Source organism: Effusibacillus lacus, from assembly GCF_002335525.1.
GTDB classification, from domain to species: Bacteria; Bacillota; Bacilli; order Tumebacillales; family Effusibacillaceae; genus Effusibacillus; species Effusibacillus lacus.
The window spans coordinates 1-6,804 of sequence record NZ_BDUF01000095.1 but is presented as its reverse complement, the minus strand read 5'-3'; the positions used below and the strand labels follow the sequence as shown (position 1 = coordinate 6,804).

At 47.4% G+C, this 6,804-nt stretch carries 7 protein-coding genes; 1 reads left to right on the top strand and 6 read right to left on the bottom strand.

From position 1 onward, the window contains the following. The 6 genes from EFBL_RS15935 to EFBL_RS15910 form a co-directional block, all read right to left on the bottom strand. Positions 1–913 (bottom strand): ABC transporter ATP-binding protein (locus EFBL_RS15935; protein ID WP_216640732.1); only part of this gene is annotated, 913 nt, incomplete at its 3' end. Positions 914–944: 31 nt separating this feature from the next. Beyond that, the gene (locus tag EFBL_RS15930) at positions 945–2,696 is read right to left on the bottom strand and encodes an ABC transporter permease (RefSeq protein WP_207907558.1); all 1,752 of its coding nucleotides are present in this window, start codon (positions 2,694–2,696) and stop codon (positions 945–947) included. Positions 2,697–2,746: 50 nt separating this feature from the next. Next, entirely contained in the window at positions 2,747–3,355 is a 609-nt protein-coding gene (locus tag EFBL_RS15925) for a cupin domain-containing protein (RefSeq protein WP_096183069.1), read from the bottom strand. 30 nt (positions 3,356–3,385) lie between these two features. After that, positions 3,386–3,925 carry a cupin domain-containing protein gene (locus EFBL_RS15920; RefSeq protein ID WP_096183068.1) on the bottom strand — a complete coding sequence of 180 codons (540 nt, stop codon included), beginning with the start codon at positions 3,923–3,925 and terminating at the stop codon, positions 3,386–3,388. Between the two features lie 49 nt (positions 3,926–3,974). Then, positions 3,975–5,246 carry a Rieske 2Fe-2S domain-containing protein gene (locus EFBL_RS15915; RefSeq protein WP_096183067.1) on the bottom strand — a complete coding sequence of 424 codons (1,272 nt, stop codon included), beginning with the start codon at positions 5,244–5,246 and terminating at the stop codon, positions 3,975–3,977. A 176-nt stretch (positions 5,247–5,422) separates the two neighbouring features. Further along, positions 5,423–6,187 carry an IclR family transcriptional regulator gene (locus tag EFBL_RS15910; protein ID WP_096183066.1) on the bottom strand — a complete coding sequence of 255 codons (765 nt, stop codon included), beginning with the start codon at positions 6,185–6,187 and terminating at the stop codon, positions 5,423–5,425. A 178-nt stretch (positions 6,188–6,365) separates the two neighbouring features. Between EFBL_RS15910 and EFBL_RS21950 the strand changes: the two genes are divergently transcribed. Further along, positions 6,366–6,743: a helix-turn-helix domain-containing protein gene (locus EFBL_RS21950; protein WP_096183065.1), complete on the top strand. Its 378-nt coding sequence runs from the start codon at positions 6,366–6,368 to the stop codon at positions 6,741–6,743. Positions 6,744–6,804 lie beyond the last annotated feature (61 nt).

Below are 6,804 nucleotides of genomic sequence, written 5' to 3'. Positions count from 1 at the left end.
CCGGACGATTCAAGGAAACATGAATGTTCTCCGGACGGATCGACAGCAGCACTGTCTCTCCTTTGGCAAGCGGTTCAGCCGAGTATGCAACGATCTCCCCCGCTTCGGTATTCAATTTGTAGCGTCCGGGCTGATTCTGCTTCTCAATTACCGTTCCATTTACAAAATTGGTGGATCCAATAAAATCTGCCACAAATTTGCTGTTCGGATGCTCATAGATTTCCCGCGGCGTTCCAATCTGTACAATATGCCCGGCATTCATCACCGCAATCTGATTTGAAAGGGCCAGCGCTTCACTTTGGTCATGCGTCACATAGACCGTGGTGATCCCCAATTCCCTTTGCAGCCGTTTCAGTTCAAACCGCATGCGCTCTCGCAGCTTTGCATCCAGGTTGCTTAACGGTTCATCCAACAACAGCAGCTGCGGCTCCATCACAAGCGCTCGCGCCAATGCAAGGCGCTGTTGTTGACCTCCGCTTAACTTGGTAGCTTCCCGGGCCTCCAAACCGTCCAATTGCACAACATTCAAGGCTCGCATCACTTTGTCTTCAATTTGCGCTTTTGAGTATTTCTTTTTTCCAACCTGCAGAGGAAATGCGGCGTTTTGAAAGACGTTCATATGCGGCCAGATCGCATAGGACTGAAACACCATTCCGATATCGCGTCTGTTTGGCGGAACGAAAGCCCGTTTTTGCGATGAATAGATTACGCGCTCCCCGAGCGTAATTTCGCCGGAACTGGGTTTTTCCAATCCCGCAATCGAACGCAGTGTCGTGGTTTTTCCGCAACCGCTCGGTCCAAGCAATGTAAACAATTTCCCCTGCGGAACTTCAAATGTAATATTCTGTGCGGCTTTTACCATTTCGCCGTTGTCATTCGGATATTCTTTAAACAGCCGGGTGACATTTAACATTACTTCCACCTCCTGTATTGACAGATTTTTGTTATGCTTCCTTGACACCGAATCTTTTGCTGATCAGCTGCATGGTCATTACCAGAACAAACAGCCCCAGAATAAACAGAACTCCTAAAGCGCTTAATTCCACATATTGTCCATTCTCCCAAAGTTCCCAGATCGTGATGGATATCACCTCCGACCCGGGACTGTACAGCAGAATCGAGCTTGACAGTTCTCGCACCGACATGATGACAATATAGATCCATCCGGCAACCATTCCCGACTTCAACAGCGGGAGAATGACCCTGCGAAATGTGGTTCCCCAGGTCGCACCGCTCATCGCGGCAGATTCTTCCAGCTCTTTATGGATCTGCATCATCGAAGTTGTGTTGTACCGCAACCCGTATGGCATATACCTGGTGATGTAAGCTATCAGCAAAATCCAGATCGTTCCGTAAATCCCAATGTCAAAATTGAGATAGAACACCATAATGGAAACGCCTAACACCAACCCCGGAAAAACCATTGGCAGAGACGCGATATTATCCAAGATCCAGCGTCCGGGAATCTTTGTTTTTACCACAATCCAGGTAATCACTGCCGTTAAAAGCATAATCAGGGTAGCGCAGCCGACTGCAAGCACCAGACTGTTCCATACAGCCCTGCCCACTGTCGGATAGGAAAGTATATACTTGTAGTTGTCGAGAGACAGGGACTTGAATGCCTCCATGGTCGGAATGCTGTAAAACTTTTGCAGGGAAGACCACACCAACACCAGGAACGGCAAAATTACGATCAGCAGGAAGTAAACGATAAAAATTGCGGCTGTCAGATAGCGCCCCTTTCCGAGATCCATTGTGCGGGGGCGATACCCCTTGCCTGTCATCGTTGAATATTTGCTGCCCGAACTTGACAGGCGGGATTGCATATAAACTCCGATTGTTGTGATCAGCAACAGCGTAATGGAGTACGAACTGGCCAATCCGATGTCACTCGGATATTTATGAATCGCTTGATAGATCGCTGAGGTGAATACAGGGATCCCAACCGGTATACCCAAGAGCGCCGGAACTTCAAAAGATTCGATTGACCTGACGAACGTAATCAGCAAAGTGGCAAAAATTGCGGGCCACGAGAGTTTAATGGTTACCCGATAGACTATTTTGGGAATGCTTGCACCGCTCATCATCGCCGATTCTTCAAGCGAGGGATCCATCGACCGGAATGCGGCGGACATTAACAGGAAAGCCATCGGGGAATAATGCAGTCCTTCCACCCAAATCATGCCGCCCATCGAATAAATGTTGAAAAAAGTTGCATTCGTATCGAATATTTTTTGCAGCACCAGATTCAGCAATCCGATTTCAGGACTGGCCAGCAAAATCCAGGCAACCGTAAAAAGTATGGACGGTATAATCAGCGGAATGATGGAAAGAGCGTAAAACAATGATTTGAACGGCGTATTGGTTCGTTCGTTCATCCAGGCAAGCAGCGTCCCCAGCGAGAACGCAACAATACTTGTGCCGACAGCGAATTGAAACGAATTGAAAATCAGGTTCAATGTTTCAGGACTGGTGTAAGCGTTTACATAGTTAGCGAAGGTAAATTCAGCCGCACGACTGGTTGTTTGAGGCGTCAGAAAGCTTTGCCACACAAGGAATATCAAAGGAACAACCGCGAAATACGTGACCAGTGCAATCGAAAAACCGATGGTCAGCCATTTCAGATCGAATCTGTTTTCTTCCTGCAGAAGCGGTCCGTTTTTCAGAAACTGCGGCATATATTTCGGAGCGGACAAAGATCTCACCTACCTTTCCGATGATCAGCCGATTTTTTTTGCAGTTGCTGTTAAACCCGGGTGCCTTTTGAAAGAAATTGTTGAATGGTTTCCGCATCCAATACGATGTTCGGATCGTACTCCGGAGCATCTTCCAGCTGCTCCAGATCGTTCAACCCGCACCATTTGTAAATCCGGTTGGTCGCCGAGATCAACCGCACCGGTTTGTCCGGATCCGCGTTAAAATGCTGGTGAATCGTGTTGGGCGGAATATAAATCACGTCTCCCGCTTCCCATTCAAACCGCTTGATTTCATCCTGAGGTTTCCAGTGATACGTGTCGGTGATTTCCACATCGCAATCCTGATGCAGATCATATCCCCTTCCTTCCAATACGTACAAACATTCTTCCGCCAGGTGACGATGCTTGCCGGAACGGCTACCGGGGGGGATAATCTGCATATACACATCCACTGTTTCAATGCGGGTATTCATCTGCTCGTTCAAGAGATGTTTCAATAATCCGTTCCGGGACATCTCCCACGGCATTTCATGCGGTTTGACAATCTTCTTCCGCTTTGCGTCACGGGCCGGTTTGCTTGCTGCATCATCCAGCAAATCCTGATAGTACTTTGCGCTTTGTTCTCCTTGAAGCCATGTTTTCGATTCATCCCATGCCATTTGTTTTTTCCTCCATCTCAATTCTTCAGATTATTTCTCGCCTTCTTCTCTCGCCCTAAAACCGGCACCCTCCGGGGTCGGTTCAGTCGGACGCGGTTCCACCTGTTTTTGGAACAGCATGTTCATAAACATGTACATCGGTTTTGTCTTGATAACCAACGCGCGGGCGGGCTTATATTTGTCCGCATTGAAATGCTGATGGACACAGTTGTTATGAACAACTGCCACATCTCCCGCTTCCCAGTCATAGCGAATTCCGTCGTGGATCTCATATCCTTTGCCGTCCAGGATATAGAAAGCCGCTTCGTTCACATGTCCGTGTTTTTGCGATTTTCCGCCGGGACCATACTCTTCCAGATGGATATGAAAGGTTTGTGTGATGCCGTCAACCGGCTCCACATAGTGCTTGCTGAAAGCCTGCGGGCCGTCGTTAAACTTGATTTCCGATCCTTTCTTGACCCGCGGCTGAGAACGCAGACGTTCCAATTCCTGCGACAGGCTGTACTCTCCGGCAATTGCCCTGACAAATATTCTGTCTTTCCTGCTGTGATAATGCGATTCAGTCCCCATACGTCTGTCTCCTTTGCAATAATTTTGACTTTCGCAGATGATACACGGTTTAATAGCAACCGCACATATCTTCCTTCATCCCTTCTTTCCAATCCACGCCAAGAGAAAGGATCTTATCGCAGCCTCGCACATTTCGATATGCAGCGGGGTCCACTCCGCGCGGCTTTCTTCCTGCTTCAACATCTTTTATTGCTTCCAGCAGCAGGTGTCGCGCCGCAATAATCGCCGCATCCGCAGTGCCCAAACGTTCTTTCGACCGGTCGATGATCGGAGCGGCCGTTTCCTGCAGCGCGTAATCCTGTGTATTGATCCCTTCAATGCCGGTGAAAGTCCTCGTCCGTTGAACTTCACGGTCAATCAGATAATCATTGGACGGATTGCGCTTCAATCTGTATCCCGGCAGCAAGTCGTCAGGTCCTCTTCCGAACTGCGTCTCATGTTCAAGCACAAATTCCTTGGTGAAAGGGATCAGTTTATCTGCAGAATAAATAAAATTCCAGACCCAGGTGGATTCATCGTCAATCGGCACCCAGATATGACCCGCGATTGATGGAAACTCCTCCCTTGAACCGTCCTTCCATTTAATCATGGCCCCCCGCATCTGCTGAGCGGGCATGATGTACTGATAGGCACGAACATAATTTCCGTCGTTGCCCAGATTGCGGATTCCGGCATAATTAAACCCGTAATCAGTTTTGATCACTTCCAGCTTTGGTGAAGGAGCGCGGGTGCGCAGTGCGTTTTTGTCCGCTATGTTATTGTTGTGTGCAAAGGACGAGTGAGAAGTATCAATCCCTCCTTCAAGACCTTGCAGCCAATTGCAGCCTTCGAACGTTTTCGATACGTGACGGTGGGTCTCAGGCGCCCGGATCCATTCATAATCCGGCTTGGATGGCATTTCGTCAGGCGGTCCCATATAGGTCCAGATAATGCCGGCCGCCTCAAATGTCGGATACGACGTGATCTTCACCTTATGTTTAAAATTGCTTTCCGACGGCTCATTTGGCATATCGACACAATTCCCGTCAACGTCAAATTTCCATCCGTGATATACGCACCTGATACCGCATTCCTCGTTGCGGCCCCAAAACAATTCAACCCGTCGATGGGGGCAGTAGCGGTCCAACAAGCCAACCTTGCCGTTGCTGTCGCGAAACGCGACCAGATTTTCCCCCAACAATCGAACCCGAATCGGCGGACAATCCGGCTCAGGCAGTTCCTCTGTCAGCAGAGCCGGAATCCAGTATCTCCTGAATACTTCTCCCATCGGCGTGCCGGGACCGACGCATGTCAGTCTCTCATTATCTTCCGGTTTCAACACTGCAAATCTCTCCTTGTATTCTGTTTGCTATACAGATCTGTATGTTTTCACTATATTGAATAAAAGTTTTTGACGGATAATTCTGTTCTTTTATACGGAACGGATTTGATAATTCTTCAAAAGAAAAAAACAACCGGCCCATAGGGCTGGTTGCTATATAGGAATCTTCCTTGTTATTATTCAGTAATCAATTGTTCAGAAATTAAACGGCTGTACATTTTCATTTCTTTCACATAATTCTGGATCTGTGCCGGAAGAAAATGAGGCTTCGAACCTGTCACACTGATTGCCGAGATAACTTCGTTAAAATCGTTATAAACAGGAACCGCTACCGAGCAAATTCCTTTTTTGGTTTCTTCATAAGTGACCGCATATCCCTTTTGTTTGATTTCCTTCAGCTGATTTCGCAATTGATGCCGACATGTGATTGTATTAGGTGTAAACGCTTTCAAGTCTCCTTCGACAACGCGCGTAATTTCCTGTTCACTCTGGCAGGCAAGCAGCAGCTTCCCGACCGCGGTACAGTAAGACGGCACCCGTCTTCCGATTGAACTGAACATTCTCGTCTCCTGATCCTCCGGCAGCTTGCATAAATAGACAACCCCGCCCTGATCATAGACACCGAGGCGAACCACCTTGTTTGTTGATTTCATTAATTTTTCCAAGTAGGGAAGAGCAACTTTGCGAATTTCCATCTTATGATAGACGGCAGACCCCAATACAAAAGCACCCAATCCAAGTTGGTACTTCTGCGATTTTTTGTTTTGCTGGACCAGGTGGGCTTCGCTTAACGTCCGAATCAAACGGAACACCGTACTCTTTGCCAATCCAAGTCGGTTGCTCAATTCACTGATTCCCAATTCCGGTTCTTCTTTTGAGAATTCTTGCAGAATCCGCATTGCGTTTTGTACCGAAGAGAGTGTTTCCTGTCCCTTTGCCATCAGAGATGCCCCCCCTTTTTCTCCTCGTATTCCGCATGAAAGAACAAGAACTTTGACGAGGCTTCTACATAAAAGATATCATTTTATTAGATTCGCTTCAATAATGCAATAATTCTCATGCAATATGTAGTTGTTCTGTGATATTGTCACCCTGTAACTCGTCTGTGAAAATGTCACCATGGGACAGGAGACGATTACACTGACAACAACAGAATTAAAGAAAGTTCTTGTGATTGAGAAGTTGGTTGCCAAATCCCTCACATCTGAAGATGCCGCTACAGCCCTTGGCCTTTCTAAACGTCAGGTTCTTCGTTTAAAGGCTAGGTACATCAAGGAAGGAGCGAAAGGAATTGTACATAAGAACCGAGGACGAAAGCCCTCTCACACCATCCCTGAGTCCATTAGGGAACAAGTTGTTAGTCTTTACGAGCAAAAGTACTACGGAAGTAATAATTCCCACTTATCTGAGCTTCTAGAAGAGCATGAACAGTTGGATCTTAGCGTTTCCTCCGTTCGTCGGATTCTAGTAGTTCGTTTCCTAAATTCAGTTACTTAAAACGGTGTTCTATGGTATCCTGAAAGCAAGAATAATGAACGGGGCGGATACCATGGGAAGA